The sequence below is a fragment of the Dechloromonas sp. ZY10 genome (genome assembly GCF_041378895.1).
Classification (GTDB): Bacteria; Pseudomonadota; Gammaproteobacteria; order Burkholderiales; family Rhodocyclaceae; genus Azonexus; species Azonexus aquae.
The window spans coordinates 2,592,465-2,611,483 of sequence record NZ_CP144212.1; the positions used below are offsets into that span (position 1 = coordinate 2,592,465).

At 61.6% G+C, this 19,019-nt stretch carries 14 protein-coding genes; 7 read left to right on the forward strand and 7 right to left on the reverse strand.

Going from position 1 to position 19,019, the window contains the following annotated elements:
• The first annotated feature begins 65 nt into the window (after positions 1–65).
• Entirely contained in the window at positions 66–1,385 is a 1,320-nt protein-coding gene (locus tag VX159_RS11770) for an MFS transporter (protein WP_371323079.1), read from the forward strand.
• Positions 1,386–1,476: 91 nt separating this feature from the next.
• Here the strand turns inward: VX159_RS11770 and VX159_RS11775 are convergent, their stop codons facing one another.
• The gene (locus VX159_RS11775) at positions 1,477–2,478 is read right to left on the reverse strand and encodes an ankyrin repeat domain-containing protein (protein WP_371323080.1); all 1,002 of its coding nucleotides are present in this window, start codon (positions 2,476–2,478) and stop codon (positions 1,477–1,479) included.
• 82 nt (positions 2,479–2,560) lie between these two features.
• Between VX159_RS11775 and VX159_RS11780 the strand changes: the two genes are divergently transcribed.
• Together VX159_RS11780 and VX159_RS11785 are read left to right on the forward strand one after the other, a co-directional pair.
• The gene (locus VX159_RS11780) at positions 2,561–3,127 is read left to right on the forward strand and encodes an energy transducer TonB (RefSeq protein ID WP_371323081.1); all 567 of its coding nucleotides are present in this window, start codon (positions 2,561–2,563) and stop codon (positions 3,125–3,127) included.
• Between the two features lie 168 nt (positions 3,128–3,295).
• Positions 3,296–4,924: a methyl-accepting chemotaxis protein gene (locus tag VX159_RS11785; protein WP_371323082.1), complete on the forward strand. Its 1,629-nt coding sequence runs from the start codon at positions 3,296–3,298 to the stop codon at positions 4,922–4,924.
• Between the two features lie 36 nt (positions 4,925–4,960).
• Here VX159_RS11785 and VX159_RS11790 read toward each other — a convergent pair whose 3' ends face one another.
• From VX159_RS11790 to VX159_RS11805, 4 genes are all read right to left on the reverse strand, one after another.
• On the reverse strand, positions 4,961–6,160 hold the full coding sequence (locus VX159_RS11790; protein WP_371323083.1) for a CaiB/BaiF CoA transferase family protein: 1,200 nt from the start codon (positions 6,158–6,160) through the stop codon (positions 4,961–4,963).
• Positions 6,161–6,172: 12 nt separating this feature from the next.
• On the reverse strand, positions 6,173–6,958 hold the full coding sequence (gene murI / locus VX159_RS11795) for a glutamate racemase (RefSeq protein WP_371323084.1): 786 nt from the start codon (positions 6,956–6,958) through the stop codon (positions 6,173–6,175).
• 70 nt (positions 6,959–7,028) lie between these two features.
• Positions 7,029–8,270, reverse strand: a complete 1,242-nt coding sequence (gene icd / locus VX159_RS11800; RefSeq protein ID WP_371323085.1) for an NADP-dependent isocitrate dehydrogenase — start codon at positions 8,268–8,270, stop codon at positions 7,029–7,031.
• A 233-nt stretch (positions 8,271–8,503) separates the two neighbouring features.
• Positions 8,504–10,744, reverse strand: coding sequence for an NADP-dependent isocitrate dehydrogenase (locus VX159_RS11805; protein ID WP_371323086.1), 2,241 nt, complete (start codon positions 10,742–10,744; stop codon positions 8,504–8,506).
• Positions 10,745–10,960: 216 nt separating this feature from the next.
• Between VX159_RS11805 and aceK the strand changes: the two genes are divergently transcribed.
• The 4 genes from aceK to VX159_RS11825 all read left to right on the forward strand — a co-directional run bounded on the left by aceK (position 10,961) and on the right by VX159_RS11825 (position 16,565).
• Positions 10,961–12,733, forward strand: coding sequence for a bifunctional isocitrate dehydrogenase kinase/phosphatase (gene aceK, locus VX159_RS11810; protein WP_371323087.1), 1,773 nt, complete (start codon positions 10,961–10,963; stop codon positions 12,731–12,733).
• Between the two features lie 85 nt (positions 12,734–12,818).
• A complete protein-coding gene (locus tag VX159_RS11815) occupies positions 12,819–14,036 on the forward strand; it encodes a methyl-accepting chemotaxis protein (RefSeq protein WP_371323088.1) in 1,218 nt (405 codons plus the stop codon).
• 11 nt (positions 14,037–14,047) lie between these two features.
• Positions 14,048–14,794, forward strand: coding sequence for an SDR family oxidoreductase (locus VX159_RS11820; RefSeq protein WP_371323089.1), 747 nt, complete (start codon positions 14,048–14,050; stop codon positions 14,792–14,794).
• Between the two features lie 106 nt (positions 14,795–14,900).
• Entirely contained in the window at positions 14,901–16,565 is a 1,665-nt protein-coding gene (locus VX159_RS11825; RefSeq protein ID WP_371323090.1) for a methyl-accepting chemotaxis protein, read from the forward strand.
• A 53-nt stretch (positions 16,566–16,618) separates the two neighbouring features.
• On the opposite strand, the gene VX159_RS11830 is transcribed toward VX159_RS11825, so the two are convergent.
• Both VX159_RS11830 and soxB read right to left on the reverse strand, forming a co-directional pair.
• Complete coding sequence (locus tag VX159_RS11830; RefSeq protein ID WP_371323091.1) at positions 16,619–17,236, reverse strand: rhodanese-like domain-containing protein; 618 nt, start codon at positions 17,234–17,236, stop codon at positions 16,619–16,621.
• Positions 17,233–18,954 carry a thiosulfohydrolase SoxB gene (gene soxB / locus VX159_RS11835; protein ID WP_371323092.1) on the reverse strand — a complete coding sequence of 574 codons (1,722 nt, stop codon included), beginning with the start codon at positions 18,952–18,954 and terminating at the stop codon, positions 17,233–17,235. Before soxB ends, VX159_RS11830 begins: the two co-directional genes overlap by 4 nt.
• Positions 18,955–19,019: the final 65 nt, after the last annotated feature.

Here is a 19,019-nt window from a genome sequence, read left to right on the forward strand (position 1 = left end):
CTGCCAACTGACGCGGTCGACCGTGACAGGCGATAATTCGCCTTTTCTCCTTTCCCGGTCCGGCCATGTCCGCTCATCCGCCCACCACTCCGCACATCCAGCGGCAAGTCGTCGTTTCCGCCTGCTTCGGGACCTTTCTCGAATGGTATGACTTCCTGACCTTTGCCTCGCTGGCCACCTGGTTCGGCAGTCTCTTTTTTCCCGCCACCGACCCCGTCGCCGCGCTGCTCGCCAGTCTCGGCACCTTCGGCATCGGCATGATCGTGCGGCCGCTCGGCGCGGCGCTGTTCGGTTCGCTTGGCGACCGCATCGGCCGGCGCACAGTGTTCCTGATCACCATCGTGCTGATGGGTGGCTCGACCGTCTGTGTCGGCCTGCTCCCAACCTATGCCCAGGTCGGCCTGCTCGCCCCGGCGCTGCTGCTCTTCCTGCGCATCCTGCAAGGTCTCTCGGTCGGCGGCGAAATCGGCGGCGCAGCGGTCTACCTCACCGAACACGCTCCGACCGGCAAGCGCGGGCTATATACCAGCGTGCTGCAGTTGATGGGGCCGCTGGGCATGCTCGCCTCGACGCTGCAAATCGTGCTGCTGCAACAATGGCTGTCGGAAGCCGAATTCCGCGACTGGGGCTGGCGGGTCCCCTTCATTTTTTCGGCCGTGCTGCTGGCGATTTCGCTGAAAAGCCGGCTGAATCTGCACGAATCGCCGATTTTCCAGCAATTGCGCGCCAAAAATGCCCTGGCCAAGGCACCGCTGCGGGAATGCCTGCGCGACCGGCAAACCCTCGGCCGCATGGCCCTGCTCTTCTTCTGCATCTCGGCCGGTGGTTCGATCCTGTTCTTTTCCGGCCAGGTCTACACCAACGTCTTTCTCAAGACCGTGGTCAAACTGCCGGCGGCCGATGCCAGCAAGCTGGTGATGCTGTCGACGCTGGTCTTGCTGCCGGCGACCATTTTCTGCGGCTGGCTGTCGGACCGCATCGGCCGCCGTCCGGTCCTGCTGTTCGGCCTGATCTCCGGTCTGCTGGTGATTTTCCCGGTCTTTCAGGGGCTGCTCTACTACGGCACGCAGGCAACGCCCGACCAGGGTATGTTGCTGGTGCTGCTGCTGGTGCTGGTAGTGCCCTTGGCAGCGATCACCGGACCGCAAACGGCAACCTTGCCGGAACTCTTTCCGGCACGCACCCGCTACAGCGCGGTCGCCTTGCCGCACAACCTGTCAGCCGGCTGGCTCGGCGGCATGTCGCCGTTCATGGTCACCTGGCTGGGGGTGCACTTCGGCCACCCGCTCGCCGGACTCGGTTACCCACTCGCCCTGCTGGTGATTGCCAGCATCGTCGGCGTCTTGTTCCTGCCCGAAGTACGCGACCGCCCGCTCGAAACCTGAAGCTGACTGCAGCCTAAAACCGGCTGTCCACGGTCGACCGGCAAAAATCGGATTTTTTGCCGGTCGACCGTAAATAATTGCGGCCGCCGCGTCAGTAATTCCTGACCGGCCCTTTCGGCGGCATTTTCGGGGTTCCGAAATAAGTCGCCGGCGGCACCTTGTAGCCCACCGCTTTGCCCTTATCGTCGTACACCATCTGCGCCTTCTGTTCCTGCGGCTTGGCGCGGCTGGCCGAAATTTCAAAGGTTGCGGCCCGCCCCGGTGCATTTGGCCGATCCAGTTCGGCGCGGACGATGCGGACCCGCTCGGCAGCAATCCGCTTGTCAATCTGCTCGGTCGCCATGCCTCGCTGGGCCAGCGTTTCGCGCATTTTGAGCAGTTCCTCCAACTCCTTCGAAGTACGCAACGAACGCTTGGGCTCGCCCCATTTTTCCTTGGGCTGGCTGACCGCGATATTGAACTCCTCGGGGTTACTGACCATCCGCGCCAGATCGAGACGCTCGTAGCGCATCGCCCACTCCAGTGCCCCGTCGCCCCAGTCGTTCTTCACCGTGCGGTCGGCGCCCTTCTCGATCAGTTTGCGCGCCAGGGCCTGGCGCCCCTCATACACGGCCAGCATCAGGGGACTGGAGCCATTGGTCGACAAGGCATTGATGTCGGCGCCCTGAGCAATCAGGCTGTCGGCCATTTCCTCGTGCCCGGCGAACACCGCGTAATGCAGCGCCGACCATTGCCGGGGGCCGGCATTGATCCTGGCACCGCGCTCAAGCAACCAGGCTACCGCCGCCTTCTGGCCGCGCCAGGCGGCCAGCGCCAGCGCCGACTCACCGTTATCGTTGACTGCATTGAGGTCGGCACCGCGCGCCCGAAACAACTCCATCAGTTCGAGGTTACCCTCCCAGGCACCGATCATCAGACCGCTGCCGATCCGGCTGCCGGCGAAATTGACCGGCAGTCCGGCATCGAGCCACTGACGGGCCTGGCGCACATCTCCCAGTTCCAGCGCATTGGCAAAGGCTACCGGATCCGGCAAGGCGGTAGCGGCAGAAAGCGGCATTGCCGGCAGGCAGATCAGCGCCATCCCGATTATCATTGCGGCTCCCTTGATTTTCAGCCGCCCACCTGTAGTCTGCATTGCCTGTGATCCTGTCGATTCAAACCGGATGCATTGTCGCATGAGCCGCCCGCCTCCGCTGCCGTTCGCGCCGAGCGAACGCCGCCTGATGCGGGCCCTCGCCGCCTCGCTGTTGGCGCATGCGGTGTTGCTGCTGCCACCGCAGCCCAAAGCGCCGGTCCGCCCCCCTGCCCTGCCGCCACTGCAAGCCCGCCTGCAGCCGCCGCCGGTCGCGCCGCTGGCGGTACCGGAATTGCGCCTGGAGAGCGAGCAAACCGCAGTCCGCACGCAACCGCCCCCGCCCCCCGTTGCGGCGCGCCGGCCACCGCCGGAACGCAGTCAGCCACAGCGCAGCGACTGGCGGGAAAAAGTCCGTCAGCATTTGCAGCAGTTGCAACAACAAGGCCTGTTCTACCCGCCGGAAGCGATTGCCCGGGGCGAACAGGGCGAGGTCGTGGTTCTGCTGATCCTGGCAGAAGACGGGCAGGTTGCCGCCGCCCGCGTCGAACAGGGGAGCGGCCATCCCTTGCTTGATGCCGCCGCGTTACGCGCGGTACGCTCACTGCACGCCCTGCCCGCCGACGCCCCTCGGGAAACCCTGCTCCCGGTCCGCTTCCGGCTTCGCTGACCCCCTGCTCAGCCCCCCTCTCCGCAGCCAACCAAGACGCCTCAAAAAAGTGCGTAACTGATTGCACTTTAGGAAATCGCAACTATGCTAAAAGTAATAGGTCATAGTTTGCGATCAGGGCCGATGTCGCCTCTGTCGCCCTTCACCCACAGACCAAGGGAGCATTCAATGAACAAGATCCAGAACTGGTCGGTTTCTGCCCGCATGCACCTGCTCGGGATCATCAGCATTCTCGGGCTGGTGCTGCTCTGTGTCGCTGCCTTGCTGATGCTGCGCCATTCAATGCTTGAGGACCGCAAGGCCAAGATTCGCAACCTGACCGAATACGCCCACAGCCAGCTGGCCTATTACGAAGAATTGCAGCGCAGCGGCAAGATGAGTCTTGAGGAGGCGCAGCACCATGCCAAGGAAAGCCTGCGCAAGGCACGCTACGACGACAAGGAGTATTTCTGGCTCAACGACTTCCATCCGCGCTCGCTGATGCACCCGATCAAACCCGAATTGCAAGGCCGCGACATGACCGACAACCGCGACCCGAGCGGCAAGCAGTTATATGTTGAATTCGTCCGCGTCGTCCGCGCCAATGGTGCCGGCTTCGTCGACTACCAATGGTCGAAGCCAGGCTCGGAGCAGGCCGTGCCCAAACTATCCTACGTCAAGGGCTTCGCGCCGTGGGACTGGATCGTCGGCACCGGGATTTACATTGACGACGTGGACGCTGCCTTCCGTCAGAACCTGCTCTGGCTCGGCGGCATCGCCGGAGTGTTGTTGCTGGTTCAGGGATTCGCCGGCTGGCTGATCCGGGGCAGCATCGTACGCCAGCTGGGGGGCGAACCGGCCGCCGCCGTCCAGGCAATGCAGCAGGTTGCCGCCGGCGATCTGACAGTAAGCATTGCCGCCCCCCCCGACAGCCTGCTCGGGGCTCTCAACCAGATGCTGGCCTCGTTGCGCCAGTTGATCGGCGAAGTGAACCACAGCGCCCAGACCCTGGCCGGGAACGCAGCCGAAATCCGCAATGCCGCCAGCGAAATCAGCCGCGCGGCGGAACACCAGTCCGATGCCACTTCATCGATGGCAGCGGCAATCGAACAGTTGACGGTGACCTCGAACCACATCTCCGACAACGCCAGCGATACCGAAACCAATTCCCGCGCAGCCTTGCGGCAAGCCGATGAAGGCCGCCTGCGAGTGGAGGCGGCGAGCAAGGCCATCGAAACCATTTCGCACACGGTCAACGACGCTTCGGGCCGGATTCATGCGCTGGCCGAGCGGGCCAACCAGGTTTCCGGGATCGCGCTGGTGATCAAGGACATTGCCGGCCAGACCAATCTGCTGGCGCTCAACGCCGCCATCGAAGCTGCGCGAGCCGGGGATCAGGGCCGCGGCTTCGCCGTCGTCGCCGACGAGGTGCGTACGCTGTCGGAACGGACAGCCAAGGCTACCGGGGAAATCGAAGGCATGCTGCAAAGCATCCAGCACGATACGGCAGCCGCTGTGGCGGCGATGAATTCCGCACTGCCCGAAGTCAACAATGGCGTCGCCCTGGCCAGTGCCGCCTCGGAATCGCTTAGCCTGATCGAAAGCGAAACGGGCAAGACCCTGGACCGGATCGGCGACGTTGCCGCCGCGACCCGCGAACAGAGTTCGGCCAGCACCTCGATTGCCCAGCGCGTCGAGGAAATCGCCCAGATGGTCGAGGAAACCACTACCACCATTCGCGGCACAGCCAATGCCGCCAATTCCCTGGAGCAACTGGCGCATGAATTGCGCCAGCAGATCAGCCGCTTCCGGACATGAAGCGATCCGGAGCAAGGCACTACTGGCGGGTGCGGCCTAGATCGCGCCCGCCTGGCGCAGGGCGGCAATTTCTTCAGCTGGGTAACCGAGGGCGGTAAGCACCGCATCGGTATGTTCGCCCAGACGAGGCCCGATCCACTCGGTCGTGCCCGGCGTTTCCGACAATTTGGGTACGATCCCCGGCATCTTGAACGCCTTTCCGTCCGGCAATTGCGCCGCAGCAAACATCTGGCGGGCGATGAATTGCGGGTCGGCAAACATGTCGACCGCGGAATAGACGCGCGAGGCCGGCACCTCGGCCTGCTCCAGTACGGCCAGCACCTCGGCTTCGTCGTGGCGGCGGCACCAGTCGTCGATCAGGGCATAAATCTCGTCGCGCCGCGTATCGCGGCCGGCATTGTCAGCCAGGCCCAGATCGTCAGCCAGGTCGGGCCGGCCAATGGCGAGCATGAAGCGGCGGAAGATCGCATCGCCATTGGCGCCGATGGTGACGTGCTTGCCATCGCGGGTGGTGTGGGTATTCGACGGCGTGATCCCGGGCATGATGTTGCCGGTGCGCTCGCGGACAAAGCCAAACACATCGAACTCCGGAACCAGCGATTCCATCATCGCAAACACCGCTTCGTAAAGCGCGACATCGACCACCTGCCCGACGCCACCGTTCACTTCCCGGTGACGCAGCGCCATCAGCGCGCCGATCGCGCCCCACAACGCGGCAATCGAATCGCCGATCGAAATCCCGGTGCGTACCGGCGGCCGGTCGGCAAAGCCGGTGATGTAGCGCAGCCCGCCCATCGACTCGCCAACCGCGCCGAAACCCGGCTGCTCCTTGTACGGCCCGCTCTGGCCGAAGCCCGAGAGGCGAACCATGACCAGACCGGGATTGGCGGCCTTGAGCTCTTCCCAACCAAGACCCAATTTTTCCAGCACGCCGGGGCGGAAGTTCTCGACCAGGATGTCGGCCTCGGCGATCAGCCGGCGCACGAACTCGCGTCCGTCCGGGTGCTTGAGGTTGGCGGTGACCGACTTCTTGTTGCGCGCCTGCACATACCACCACAGCGAGGTGCCTTCGTAGAGCTTGCGCCATTTGCGCAAGGGATCACCACCATCCGGCGCCTCGACCTTGATCACCTCGGCACCGAATTCGCCCATGATCCGGGTACAGAACGGGCCGGCGATCAGGGTGCCGAGTTCGACCACCTTGAGTCCGGCCAAAGGTTTTTGCGGATTCGTCATTGTCTTCTCTGTTCAAGGTTCCCAGTGCGCGACCGGCATTTTTTGCCCGAAGAGCCGGTCGACCGTGGCGGCAACCCGCTCCGGACCGCCACTGGTAGTCAATTGGCTGCGGCCGCTACCGCCGCCGAGCAGCCCGCCCGCCGCGAGCAGGCGTTCGAGTTGGCGCGCCACTGCCGCACCAGTATCAAGCAATTGCGTACCCGCCGGCATGCGCCGGGCGATTGCCTCGGCGACCCACGGGTAATGCGTGCAGCCGAGGACCACGACATCGGCGCCGGCGGCATTGAGCGGAGCGATGTAGCGATCCAGCAGGCCCTCAACTGCCGCGCTGCCCGGCCCATCGCTCTCTATCGTTTCGGCCAGACCGGGGCAAGCTTGGGCGAGCACCTGCTGGCCCCGGCCATGTTCGGCGACCAGCCGCTGAAAGCGTTCGCTGGCCAGCGTCCGCGTCGTCGCCAAAACGCCGATGGTACCGCTGCGACTGAGGTTGCAAGCCGGCTTGACGCCGGGTTCGAGGGCGACGATGGGCAAGGCAGTAGCGGCCCGGATCGCCTCGGCCGCCGCCGCCGTCGCCGTATTGCAGGCAATCACCAGCGCTTTGGCTCCACGTGCCGCCAGCGCTGCAGCGATCTGTACCCCGCGCTCGCGGAGAAAGACCTCGGGCTTGTCGCCGTAGGGCAGGTGCCGGGTGTCGGCAAAGTAGAAATAATCTTCGTGCGGCAGACGCGCCTGCAAGGCGCGCAGTACAGTCAGGCCGCCAAGGCCGGAATCGAAGACAGCAATCGGGCGAGGGTTCACGGAATCAAAGGCAGGGCAAAGAAAAAGCCCCCGCGCGCGGGGGCCCCATTCAACCATAAATGCGCCCGGATTACATCCGCGCGATCATCGCATCGCCGAATTCGGAACAGGAAATTTCCTCGGCGCCATCCATCAGGCGGGCGAAGTCGTAGGTCACCTGCTTGTCGCCAATCGCCGCTTCCATGCCCTTGATCACCAGATTGGCGGCTTCCTTCCAGCCGAGGTGGCGCAGCATCATCTCGGCCGAGAGGATCAGCGAACCGGGATTGACCTTGTCGAGGCCGGCGTACTTCGGCGCGGTACCGTGGGTCGCCTCGAAGCAGGCGTACTGGTCGGAAATGTTGGCCCCTGGCGCAATGCCGATGCCACCGACCTGCGCGGCCAGCGCGTCGGAGATGTAGTCGCCGTTGAGGTTGGTGGTGGCGATTACGTCATACTCGGCCGGACGTAGCAGGATCTGTTGCAGGAAGGCGTCGGCAATCGAGTCCTTGACCGTGATTTCGCGCCCGGTCTTGGGATTGGTGAAATGGCACCAAGGGCCGCCGTCGATCAGTTCGGCGCCGAATTCCTCACGGGCAACCTGGTAGCCGATGTCGCGGAACAGGCCCTCAGTGAATTTCATGATGTTGCCCTTGTGCACCAGAGTCACACTCTTGCGGTCATTGTCGATCGCGTACTGCAGCGCGGCGCGGACCAATCGGGCGGTGCCCTCAACTGAAACCGGCTTGATTCCGATACCGGAGCTTTCCGGGAAGCGGATTTTCCTGACGCCCATTTCCTTGACCAGGAAGTCGATGACTTTCTTGACCCCTTCCGAACCGGCCGCCCATTCGACGCCGGCATAAATATCCTCGGTATTCTCGCGGAAGATGACCATATTGGTCAGTTCCGGGTGCTTGAGCGGGCTGGGCACGCCCTTGAAGTAACGCACCGGACGCACGCATTGGTAGAGGTCGAGTTCCTGGCGCAACGCGACGTTGAGTGAACGAATACCGCCGCCAACCGGAGTAGTCATCGGCCCCTTGATCGACACCGAGTATTCCTTGAGCGCAGCGAAGGTTTCCTGCGGCAGCCACTCGTCCGGACCGTAGATGCGGGTCGCTTTTTCGCCGGCGTAGACTTCCATCCAGTGAATTTTTCTGGCGCCACCGTAGGCCTTTTCAACCGCCGCATCGATCACCTTGATCATCACCGGAGTGATGTCGATGCCAATCCCGTCGCCTTCGATGAAGGGAATGATCGGATTGTCGGGAACCGCTTGTCCGGGAACGATTTTCGCGCCGCCCTGCGGCACCTGGATGTGAGAGGTCATGGCTACTCCTTGGTCTGTGTGCAGGCCACAGGGCCTATGGCCCCGGCCCCGGACGCATCTCCCGCGCGCCGGTGGCGCGAATTATGTAGCAAATCCGCCTGCGCTGTCAGCCGTCCGGCACCCCAGAAGATCAGCGGGAAAACTCACTGTTTTCACGGTCGACCGTAAACAAAAGAAAAAACCCCGGCCGCCAGAAAGCGGGCCGGGGTTCTTGCCGTTCAGGCAAGCCGGACTCAGACGGCGGCAGCAGCCTTGATCGCGGCGTTGAAAGTCGGGCTCGGACGCATCACGGCCTTGCACTTGGACGAATCGGCCATGTAGTAGCCACCGATGTCGGCCGGTTTGCCCTGCACGGTAGTGAACTCGGCAACGATTTGTGCCTCGTTGTCGCTCAGGGCTTTGGCCAGCGGAGCAAACTTGGCGGCCAGTTCGGCATCTTCGGTCTGCGCTGCGAGTTCCTGAGCCCAATACATCGACAGGTAGAACTGCGAACCCCGGTTATCGAGCTCGCCGGTCTTCGGCGACGGCGACTTGCGGTTGTCGAGCAGCTTGCCAGTCGCGGCATCGAGGGTCTTGGCCAGGATCACGGCCTTCTTGTTGCCGGTTTTCAGGCCGAGGTCTTCGAGCGACACCGCCAGCGCCAGGAACTCGCCGAGCGAATCCCAACGCAGGTGGTTTTCCTCGGTCAGCTGCTGCACGTGCTTCGGGGCCGAACCGCCGGCACCGGTTTCGTACATGCCGCCACCCGCCATCAGCGGAACGATGGAGAGCATCTTGGCCGAGGTGCCGAGTTCCATGATCGGGAACAGGTCGGTCAGGTAGTCGCGCAGGATGTTGCCGGTCACCGAGATGGTGTCGAGACCGCGAGCGACGCGCTCCAGCGTGAAACGCATGGCACGGACCTGGCTCATGATGCGGATTTCCAGACCGCTGGTGTCGTGATCCTTGAGGTAGGTTTCGACCTTCTTGATCAGTTCGGCTTCGTGCGGACGGTACGGATCCAGCCAGAAGACGGCCGGCATGCCGGAATTGCGGGCGCGGGTAACGGCCAGCTTGACCCAGTCGCGCACCGGCGCATCCTTGACCTGGCACATACGCCAGATATCGCCCGCTTCAACGTTCTGGGTCAGCAGCACTTCACCGCTGTCGATATCGACGATGTTGGCGATGCCGTCTTCAGCAATTTCGAAGGTCTTGTCGTGCGAACCGTATTCCTCGGCCTTCTGCGCCATCAGACCGACGTTCGGGACGGTACCCATGGTGCGCGGATCGAAGTTGCCGTGCCACTTGCAGAAGTTGATCATCTCCTGGTAGATACGGGCAAAGGTCGATTCCGGCATCACTGCCTTGCAGTCGGCCGGCTTGCCATCGGCGCCCCACATCTTGCCACCCTGGCGGATCATCGCCGGCATCGAGGCGTCGACGATCACGTCGTTCGGAGAGTGGAAGTTGGTAATGCCCTTGGCCGAATCGACCATCGCCAGCTTCGGACGGTGCTCCTGGCAGGCATGCAGGTCACGGATGATTTCGTCGCGCTTGGACTCCGGCAACTGCTTGATCTTCTCGTAGAGATCGACCATGCCGTTGTTCACGTTGATGCCCAGTTCGTTGAACAGGGCACCGTGCTTCTCGAAAGCTTCCTTGTAGAAAATCTTGACGCAGTGGCCGAAGACGATCGGGTGCGAAACCTTCATCATCGTCGCCTTGACGTGCAGCGAGAAGAGGATGCCGGATTCGCGGCAATCTTCCAGTTCCTTCTCGTAGAACTCGCACAGCGCCTTCTTGCTCATGAACATCGAGTCGATGATTTCGCCAGCCTGCAGGGCAACCTTCGGCTTGAGCACGGTGATCTTGCCGCCCTTGGCAATCAGTTCCATGCGCACGGTGCGAGCCTTGTCGAGGGTCATCGACTTTTCGCCATGGTAGAAGTCGCCGTGGTGCATGTGCGACACATGGGTGCGCGACCACTGCTTCCACTCGCCCATCGAGTGCGGGTTCTTGCGGGCATAGTTCTTGACGGCAAGCGGTGCGCGACGATCGGAGTTACCTTCGCGCAGAACCGGGTTGACGGCCGAGCCGAGGCATTTGCCGTAACGGGCAGCAATCGATTTTTCTTCGTCGCTGTCCGGAGCTTCCGGGTAGTCGGGAATTGCATAGCCCTTGCTTTGCAGCTCCTTGACGCATGCCTTCAACTGCGCGACCGATGCCGAGATGTTCGGCAGCTTGATAATGTTGGCGTCCGGCTCCAGGGTTTTCTTGCCGAGTTCGGCCAGCGTGTTCGGGACGCGCTGTTCTTCGGTCAGATACTCGGGAAACTCGGCGAGAACGCGGGCAGACACGGAAATGTCGGCCTTTTCGATCTCGATGCCAGCCGGAGCGGTAAAGGTCCGGACCACCGGCAGAAAAGCGCAGGTCGCCAGCAGCGGTGCCTCGTCCGTCAGTGTGTAGATAATCTTCGACTTATCGCCAGCCATGAAAAACCCCTTGCGGTAGATTGATTGTCGGGACCGGTCAGTGCCGGTCTTTTCTGAGGAAGAACAGCAAAGACCGAAGTATCGGTTTTCTTGGGCGTTCCAGTCAACGAAACCCCGTTTCACATTGCGAAGCGAAAACCTTTTTTCCCGCCACGGCAGCGTTGACCGTAAATGTCGGGTGCTAAGATTTCTCGCTGCTGCAGTCAGGGGAGAGGCATGAAAATTTCGATTGGTCTGTATGGGAGCAACGCTCACCAGATCGCGCTGGCGCTGATCCAGGGGTTCAACAAACACTACACCCTGTTCCGCCAGACCAGCCGCGAAGCCAGAGTCCGGTTTGAACAAGCCGACTGGCAAGGGGGCCAAAAGGCGGTGCGCGAGCGGATCCGCTTTTACGACGACCGGGTCGATGAATGTGTCGAGCGCCTGCGCAGCGAATTCGACGTCGAGAACATCGAAGACGGCACCTGGCAGCAGGTCAAGCTGCTCTATATCGGCCTGCTGCTCAACCACAAGCAACCGGAACTGGCCGAGACCTTCTTCAACTCGGTGACCACCAAGATCCTGCACCGTACCTATTTCCACAACGACTTCATCTTCGTCCGCCCGACCATCTCGACCGAGAACCTGGAAGCCGACGGCGACCCGACCTACCGCAGCTATTACGCGCACGAGCACGACGGTCTGCGCGGCGCGATGCGCCAGATCCTGCTCGACTTCGGCTGGCGGCGGCCCTTTGCCGACCTTGGCCGCGATGTCGAGAATGTTTACCGGGCCATCCTCCGCCACCTGGGCGAAATGCCCCGCCGCGAAGTCAATTTCCAGATTCAGGTACTCGGCTCGGCGTTTTACCGCAACAAGGCCGCCTACGTGATCGGCAAGGCGATCAATGGCGCCGCCGAGTATCCGTTTGCGATTCCGGTCCTGCACGACGGCAAGGGCCAACTCTTTCTCGACACCATCCTGCTCGACGCCTGGCGGATCGGCCTGCTTTTTTCGCTGTCGCGCGCCTACTTCATGGTCGACATGGAAGTCCCCTCGGGCTACGTCCAGTTCCTCCGCTCGATCCTGCCCAACAAGCCACGCTCCGAGTTGTACATCATGCTCGGCCTGGGCAAGCAGGGAAAGACCATGTTCTTCCGTGACTTCATCTATCACCAGCATCATTCGGAAGACCAGTTCATCATGGCGCCCGGTATTCGTGGCCTGGTCATGCTGGTGTTCACGCTGCCGTCCTATCCTTATGTCTTCAAGATCATCAAGGATGTCTTCGGCACCTCGAAGGAGATGGATCAGGCCACGGTCAAACGAAAATTCATGCTGGTCAAGCAGGTTGACCGGGTTGGCCGACTGGCCGACACCCTGGAATTTTCGAATGTACTGTTTCCGCTCGACCGCTTTGCTCCGGAAGTGCTCGATGAATTGCAGCGTCTGGCCCCCTCCAAGTTCGAAATCGACGGCGAGCAACTGATCATCAAGCACCTCTACATCGAGCGCCGGATGGAACCGCTCAACATCCACATTGACCGGATGGACAAGAGCAACAATCAGGATGGACTGGAGCACGCCATCAAGGAATACGGCAACGCCATCCGCGAACTGGCGCAGGCCAACATCTTCCCCGGCGACATGCTGTGGAAGAACTTCGGGATCACCCGCTACGGTCGCGTCGTGTTCTACGATTACGACGAGATCGAATACATGACCGACATCAACTTCCGCAAGATCCCGCCGGCCCCCGATTTCGAGACCGAGATGTCGGGCGAGGTGTGGTACCCGGTGGCCCGCAACGATGTTTTCCCCGAGGAATTCGCGACTTTCCTGCTGGGCTCCCCGCTGGTCCGGAAATTGTTCATGAAACACCACAAGGACTTGCTCAAACCGGCTTTCTGGCAGGAGGCACAGGAAAAAATCCGGCAAGGGCATGTCGAGGATTTCTTCCCTTATCCGCAGGAAATCCGCTTCTGCCGGCAAATCGCCCAAAGCTGAGACTTTGCCAATTTCAACATTTTCTCCGCTGCCTGGTGCTCTCCCCGTACAATGCGGCGATCCCACCTCTACTGTGGATACAGCAATGCAAAGAATCGATGACCTGCTGATCGCCACCACCCTTGCCGCCAGCCTGGGCCTGGGCGTCTGGGGGTTGTTCGGCGGGCAGCCGCCGGCTTACCTGTTTTTCGCCATCGGCTGCCTGTTGACCGTGGCTGCCGCCATCTCGACCGGCGAACGGCGCCGCTGGCGCGAGCGCCAGCAAGCCAAGCTCAAAGAACTGAACGACGTGGTTTCCGAATATCAGGTGCTATCCGACCAAGCGATGGCCCATGCCGAAACCCAGTTCGTTTCTCTGGAAAAGGAGATGGGCGAGGCCCGGCAGTTGATCCGCGACTCGGTCGCCAAACTGTACGGCAGCCTGACCGGACTCGAATCGCAATCGACCGACCAGCGCCAGGTTCTGCGTTCGCTGATTTCGGAAATGTTGCAGATGACCGGTTCGGAAAACAGCGAACAGGAACGGGCCGGCTTGCAGCGCTTTTTCACCGAAACCAATCTGCTGATCGCCGAGTTTTCGCAGAAGATGGACACCCTGCGCGGCAGCAGCCATGAAATCGCCGGCAGTTTCGAACAAATGAAAGCGCAGGTCAGCGGGATCAACACCTCGCTGAACGACATCGCTGCGATCACCAAGCAAACCGACCTGCTGGCCCTGAATGCCGCGATCGAGGCTGCACGAGCCGGCGAAGCCGGACGCGGCTTTGCCATCGTCGCCGACGAAGTGCGCAGCCTGGCTGCCCGTACCGGCGAATTCAATGTCGCAATCCGCAAAGAGCTCGACAGCATTCTCAACCTGCTGGAAAAAATCGGCCGCCAGGTCGAGGAAGCGACCAATGTGGATATGAGCGTTGCTGAAAAATCGCGCGGCACGCTCGACGAACTCGGCAAGGAATTGTTCGAACTGACCGACAAGGCACGGGAACACTCGCGCCACATCACCGAGGTCAGTGAGCAGATGCAGCGGATGACGCAGGAAGGCGTAATGGCGATGCAGTTCGAGGACATCGTCGCCCAGATGATCGAGCGCATCACTCAACGCACCAACAATGTCGGCCAGTACATGCACGCCTTCCTCAGCCTGCACCGCGAGCAGGGCAGCGACGACCCGGTCAGCCGCTACCGCGCCCGCACTGAGCAACTGGTCCAGTTGCTGGTCGAGTCCCACATCAAGACCGATGCCTTGCGCGCCCACGCGGTTGCACCGCCCCAGAGCAGCAACGACGACATCGAACTGTTCTGACCGCAACGGCAATGCTCAGAAAAGCGATCGTCACCGGATACAGCCGCGGCCTTGGCGCAGCAATCGCGCAAGAACTGCAGCAGCAGGGCTTCGAGACCCTCGGGCTGGCCCGCCAGTCGAATGCGCAATCCTGTACTTTCCGTATCAGTCTCGATCTGGCAGACAGCCGGGCACTGGCCGACTGGCTGGCCAGTGGCGAACTGGCAAGTTTTCTGGCCGATGCCGAACAAGCCATACTGATCAACAATGCGGGTACCGTGCAACCGATCGGGCCAGCTGGCAGCCATGCGGCCACCGAGGTGCTGCACGCGCTGGCTCTCAACGTCGCCGCACCGCTGCTGCTCAGCGATGCCTTCATCGCCGCCAGCCGCGACTGCCCGGATCGCCGCATCCTGCATGTTTCAAGCGGCGCCGGCCGCCATGCCTACCCCGGCTGGAACCTCTACTGCGCCGGCAAGGCCGCGCTTGACCGGCATGCCGAAGCAGTGGCACTGGAACGATTGCCCGGACTACGCATTGCCAGCCTCGCCCCGGGGGTGATCGATACCGACATGCAGGGAGAAATCCGGGCCTGCCCGGAGCCCCGGTTTCCGTTGCGCGGCCGCTTTGTCGAACTCAAAGCCCGCGGGCAACTGAGCAGCCCGGAAAATGCTGCGCTCGACACCGTCGCGTATCTGCTCGGAGAGCACTTCGGCACCCCGCCGCTGGCCGACCTGCGCGAACTCAAACAGCCCAATAAAAAACAACAAAACCAATAAAAATCATAATATTATAGAATTAATTTGTAATATTTCCGTCATAAAAGCTACCGCAGCAGACTCTATACTCCCCGGGCTAACAACAATCAGTCCACCGGGGAAATCAATGCCAAAACACCTGAGCACTTCAGGCAAACTGCTCCTGCTCGGCCTGCTCGCGGCCGGCGCCATCGCCATCGTCGGCCTGCTGGGTATCGGCGCACTCGAAACCCTGTCCGGCCACGCCCAGCGCGCATTGCGCGGCGCCGAACTGGACAGCCGGATCATGCTGCAGATCAAAGGAGCGCAAAGCAACATCCTGATCCAAATACAGGAGTGGAAAAATATTCTGCTGCGTGGCCAGGACCGCGCCAGCTACGACAAACACCTGCAAGGCTTCGGCGAGCGCGCCACGGCGGCCCAGGGGCAGCTGAAAAAAGCTGCCGAACTGATGCGCGAACGGCAGATGCCCACCACCGAGATCGACCAGCTGATTCGCGAGCACCAACTGCTCAACCAGCGCTATCGCGATGCATTGTCCGCCTTCCGCAGTGATGATCCGCAAGCCGGACAACAGGTCGACCAGCAGGTTCGCGGGATGGACCGTGCGACCATCGCCGGGCTATACAAACTGGTCGAGGCCGTCGAGGCTGAGTTTTCACGCCGGATCGGCAGCGAGATCAGCAGCAATGAACAACAGAGCAATCGGGTCGAACGGATTTTTGCCGGCCTCGCACTCGCTACGGCCGCTCTAGTTGCGCTCCTTGCCAGTCTGATCCGCAAGGATCTGATGCGGCTGCTGGGCGGTGAACCGGCCTATGCAGCCGAGGTCGCCCGACAAATCGCCGAAGGCAACCTCAGCGTGCCGATCAACGTCCGCTCCGGCGACCAGAGCAGCCTGCTGGCCGCCATGCACCGCATGCGCGATGCGCTACTGGCGATCATCAGGAACATTCAGCACAGTTCGGAGCAACTGGCCGGTGCTGCCGAGCAACTGGCCGCCACGTCGCAACAGGTCGCAGCCAGCAGCGCCAGCCAGAGCGACGCCTCAAGTTCGATGGCTGCCTCAATGGAGCAAATGGCCAGCAGCATCGGCCAGGTCGCCGACAACGCCAGGATGTCGCGCCAACTCGCCGATACCGCCCGCAACTCGTCGGCCAGCAGCGGGCAACTGGTGCAGCAGACAATTCAGGAAATCCACCAGATTGCCCAATCAGTCGAACGCTCGGCCCGGGTGGTGCATGGACTAGGCGAGCACTCACAGAAAATTTCCGGGATTGCCAACACGATCAAGGAAATTGCCGATCAGACCAACCTGCTGGCGCTGAATGCCGCAATCGAAGCGGCACGCGCTGGCGAACAGGGGCGCGGCTTTGCGGTAGTAGCAGATGAAGTCCGCAAATTAGCGGAAAAGACCACCATCTCGACCCACGAAATCAGCACCATGATTGATGCCATCCAGCACGGCACCAACGAAGCGGTAGCGCAAATGCAGACCGGTACCGAGCAGGTTCAAAGCGGCGTGGATACTGCCGCCCGGACCGGCCAGTCGATGGCCGGGATCGAGGCCAGCGCCAGCCAGGTCCTGCAGGCGGTGGATGACATTTCGGCTGCGCTGCATGAACAGAGCCTGGCCAGCGGGGAGATTTCACGCCGGATCGAACACATTGTGCAGATGACCGAGGAAAACGGCAGCGCAGTACGGCAGGTTTCAAATTCAGCCAGCCACCTGCTCGGCCTGGCCTCCGAACTGCGCCAATCGGTTTCCCGCTTCCGTCTCAGCGCCAATTGAGGACGGCGGTCGGTCCGGTAACGCCCGGCAGGGCATTACCGGATGGTTCCGACTCAATGCGGGAAATACATCCGCGCCTTGTCGAGCTTGTAGGTCCAGGGCAGATTGGCATTTTTCCAGCCATTCACCGCCCGCTGCCCGGCTTTCGCACCGCTCTTGGCAAGATCGCCTTCAAAGCCTTCGGGAACGCCATAGACCTGCCGATAACCCGCCGCCAGCAGGCGATCCTGCGCCTTTGAACTGCGGTCGCCGGAGCGGCAGATCAGGATGATCGTCGCCTCCTTGCCCAGGCCCATCGCCTGCAGGCGCCGTTCCAGTTCCGGCATGAAGTCCTGGTTCGGTTCCAGCTTGTACATCTGCCGCTTGTCGTCCCAGTCGGTCATGATTTCCTGATGCTCGACAAAGGGCACCAGGGCATCAGCGATCTCCGGCCAGCCGACATAAACGGCCTCGGCGCGGGTCCGGATGTCGAACAAGGCCACCGTTTTCGGGTGGGCCTTTTTCATCTCGAAGGCTTGCTGCGGCGTCAGATACAGCGCGAGCTTGCTGCGCTTGATTTCGGGCAGTTTGTCCCAGTCACTGAAACCGGGCTGCCAATCGGAAGCCAGCGCATTTCCGGCCAGCAGCAAGGCCAGTCCGAGCCCTGCCAGAAAACGTTGGTGCTGCATCATGCAATCCCCGGGTTATTGGCCGCGCCTTTCAGCGTCGGCAGGTTGAGGGTGACCGGCTTGACCGTCTTGAGGTCACGCAGGTAGCGGGCGACCAGTTCCCAGATCGGCTCACCGGAGTTTTTCGCTTCTTCCGCCACTGGCGCCCAGCCGGCCACCTTATAGTTTTTGCCGGCTGCCAGCGGTTGACCGTGGAGGGTCAGATTCTGGATCCGCTGGCCCATGCGGGCGGTCGGATCGCACGTGTATTGCAGGCCGCCGACGCGCACCATGTCGCCACCTTGCTGATAATACGGATCGGGGTTGAACAGGTTGTCGCAAACATCCTCAAGCACGGTCTTGATCATTTCGCCGCTCATCGTGGACACCGTGGTCCACGGATAGGTGATCGCAGTCTGGTCGAGCACGTGCTCCATCCGGATCACCTGCCCCGGCAGCAAGGAGGTACCCCAACGGAAGCCCGGGGAAAAGGCGATTTCGGCGTTCTTTTCACGCATCAGGGCATCCAGGATCAACTGGTCAAAACTCCCGTTGAAATTGCCGCGCCGATAGAGCAAGCCCTCGGTCACCGCCAGCTGCTCGTTGAGCTTGTCGAGGTAAGGCGCGCGAATCCTGTCGATCAAGGCCTGCATCTCGCGGTCAGCCGGCAGCAGGTTGGCGAAGACCGGCAACAGCTTGTAGCGGAAATCGGCGACCTTGCCGTTTTTGACCTCGAAATCCATCACGCCGAGGTATTTGCCGTTCGAGCCGGCATTGGTCACCAGCGTCTGACCACCGCCATTTTTGACCACCACCGGCGCCGGTACGCCATCATGGGTATGGCCGCCAAAAATCGCATCGATGCCGCGAACCCGGCCGGCCATCTTGAGATCGACGTCCATGCCGTTATGCGACACCACGACCACCACTTGTGCACCCGCAGCGCGCGCCTCGTCGACGGTCTTCTGCATGTTTTCTTCCTGGATGCCGTAGCTCCAGTTCGGCACCTGCCAGCGCGGGTTGGCAATCGGGGTGTAGGGAAAAGCCTGACCGATGATCGCCACCGGAATGCCGTTGATCTGACGGATCACATAGGGTTTGAACACCGGATCACCGAAGTCGGTAGTCTTGATGTTCTGGGCAACAATGTCGATTCGCCCGGCAAAATCCTTTTCCTCGATTTCCTTGACCCGCTCCTCGCCGTAGGTCGCCTCCCAATGCAGGGTCATCACGTCCACGCCCAGTGCCTTGCAGGCGTCGACCATGTCCTGTGCATTGGTCCACAGCGCGGTCCCGGACCCTTGCCAGGTATCGCCGCCGTCGAGCAGCAAGGCACCGGGCCGGCTGGCTTTCATTTTCTTGACCAGGGTCGCCAGATGCGCGAAGCCGCCGACCTTGCCATAGGTCTGCGCCGCCTTTTCGAAATTGAGCGAGCTGAAGGCATGGGCTTCCAGCGTATTCGGACGGAAGCCGAAATGCTTGAGCAGCGACTCGCCGACCAGGTGCGGCACCTTGCCGAACTGCTCGCCGAAACCGAGATTGACATTCGGTTCGCGGAAGTAGATCGGCTGCAACTGCGCATGGCAGTCGGTGATGTGCAGCAGACTGACATTGCCGAATCTGGGCATTTCGTACAGCTTGCCTGCCCCCTTTTCAGCCAGCGCCAGTTCGCTGTGCAAGGCCATGCCGCCGGCTGCGGCAACCGCCAGCATCTGCAGAAATTCACGACGATTGATACTCATATTTTTCCCCTGATCCTTGGTCGTGGCGACGCCCGACCGGCGCCATCCGAAAAAAAGCCGGAATT

Bases quoted from the DNA above. Each gene is read 5' to 3' on its own strand.
- VX159_RS11770 (WP_371323079.1), top strand. From the start codon at position 66: ATGTCCGCTCATCCGCCCACCACTCCGCACATCCAGCGGCAAGTCGTC.
- VX159_RS11775 (WP_371323080.1), bottom strand. From the start codon at position 2,478: ATGATAATCGGGATGGCGCTGATCTGCCTGCCGGCAATGCCGCTTTCT.
- VX159_RS11780 (WP_371323081.1), top strand. From the start codon at position 2,561: ATGAGCCGCCCGCCTCCGCTGCCGTTCGCGCCGAGCGAACGCCGCCTG.
- VX159_RS11785 (WP_371323082.1), top strand. From the start codon at position 3,296: ATGAACAAGATCCAGAACTGGTCGGTTTCTGCCCGCATGCACCTGCTC.
- VX159_RS11790 (WP_371323083.1), bottom strand. From the start codon at position 6,160: ATGACGAATCCGCAAAAACCTTTGGCCGGACTCAAGGTGGTCGAACTC.
- icd (WP_371323085.1), bottom strand. From the start codon at position 8,270: ATGACCTCTCACATCCAGGTGCCGCAGGGCGGCGCGAAAATCGTTCCC.
- VX159_RS11805 (WP_371323086.1), bottom strand. From the start codon at position 10,744: ATGGCTGGCGATAAGTCGAAGATTATCTACACACTGACGGACGAGGCA.
- aceK (WP_371323087.1), top strand. From the start codon at position 10,961: ATGAAAATTTCGATTGGTCTGTATGGGAGCAACGCTCACCAGATCGCG.
- VX159_RS11815 (WP_371323088.1), top strand. From the start codon at position 12,819: ATGCAAAGAATCGATGACCTGCTGATCGCCACCACCCTTGCCGCCAGC.
- VX159_RS11820 (WP_371323089.1), top strand. From the start codon at position 14,048: ATGCTCAGAAAAGCGATCGTCACCGGATACAGCCGCGGCCTTGGCGCA.
- VX159_RS11825 (WP_371323090.1), top strand. From the start codon at position 14,901: ATGCCAAAACACCTGAGCACTTCAGGCAAACTGCTCCTGCTCGGCCTG.
- VX159_RS11830 (WP_371323091.1), bottom strand. From the start codon at position 17,236: ATGATGCAGCACCAACGTTTTCTGGCAGGGCTCGGACTGGCCTTGCTG.
- soxB (WP_371323092.1), bottom strand. From the start codon at position 18,954: ATGAGTATCAATCGTCGTGAATTTCTGCAGATGCTGGCGGTTGCCGCA.